This is a genomic window from Wolbachia endosymbiont of Drosophila tristis, assembly GCF_028981745.1.
GTDB lineage: Bacteria > Pseudomonadota > Alphaproteobacteria > Rickettsiales > Anaplasmataceae > Wolbachia > Wolbachia pipientis.
This window is the reverse complement of sequence record NZ_JAPQLN010000008.1, coordinates 1-1,064: the sequence shown is the minus strand read 5'-3', so window position 1 is coordinate 1,064 and position 1,064 is coordinate 1. Positions and strand designations below refer to the sequence as shown.

The 1,064-nt window shown below is 52.3% G+C and carries 2 tRNA genes and 2 rRNA genes; all 4 read right to left on the bottom strand.

Annotated features, from left to right (window positions below):
• Positions 1 to 256, bottom strand: a 23S ribosomal RNA gene (locus tag OZD64_RS00070); the annotation flags it as partial.
• Positions 257 to 588: 332 nt separating this feature from the next.
• Positions 589 to 664: transfer RNA gene (locus OZD64_RS00065), tRNA-Ala, on the bottom strand.
• A gap of 24 nt (positions 665 to 688) precedes the next feature.
• Positions 689 to 765: transfer RNA gene (locus OZD64_RS00060), tRNA-Ile, on the bottom strand.
• A 215-nt stretch (positions 766 to 980) separates the two neighbouring features.
• Positions 981 to 1,064, bottom strand: a 16S ribosomal RNA gene (locus OZD64_RS00055); the annotation flags it as partial.

The following is a 1,064-nucleotide window of genomic DNA, read 5'->3' as shown; positions in this document are numbered from 1 at the left end:
CCGCGTTCGCTCGCCACTACTAGCAGAATCTCAATTGATGTCTTTTCCTCCAGGTACTGAGATGTTTCAGTTCCCCGGGTTCGCCTCGTAACCCTATGTATTCAGATCACGATACCCATCGCTGGGTGGGTTGCCCCATTCGGAAATCTGCGGATCAATGCCTGCTCGCGGCTCCCCACAGCTTATCGCAGCGTGCTACGTCCTTCGTCGCCTCCTAGTGCCAAGGCATCCACCGAATGCCCTTCTCATACTCACTCGCCCCATGCACAGAAACCATCCATACCTACATCCGCAGATACAAATAGCTCCAAAGCATAACGCATCCGAGTACGTCTACTTCTTCAAAACGCTTCTGAACGCTTACATCAGAAATGCTTAACGCATGAGTAAATCTCTCTACTCAATACGGGTCAGACCAACCCACATTTCCGATACGCCCAGACGCGCACCAACCGATTCACACTGACAAAGATCAACACCAGACATACAAATACACGTGCCGCTATCGCAGCCCCGCGCACATGAAGTCCGATCCACAAACTCCCTTGCAACAGATACTCTCAACACCACAAAACCACTCTGGATCCTTGGTGGAGACGGACGGGTTCGAACCGACGACCCCCTGCTTGCAAAGCAGGTGCTCTCCCAGCTGAGCTACGCCCCCATAGGAACCGGCAGTCTCAAATGGTGGTGGGCCAGGGAGGACTTGAACCTCCGACCCCACGCTTATCAAGCGTGTGCTCTAACCAACTGAGCTACTAGCCCAAAACCCGACTGAATAACACAAGCCATACATAACCATGTAATAGCCTAAATCACCCAGACATCTGTTGCAGAAAGGGATATGTTGACGGCGCCCCCGATGCACAAACACATCAGAAACTGACAGACAGCGCCTTTGCCGATCCATAAGCAAAGGACTTTTTGTTCAGAACATCCCAAATCAGTCAGTAAACCAACCAACTCAGAACAGTTCCTTGAAAGGAGGTGATCCAGCCGCAGGTTCCCCTACGGCTACCTTGTTACGACTTCACCCCAGTCGCTGACCCGACCGTGGTCGGCTG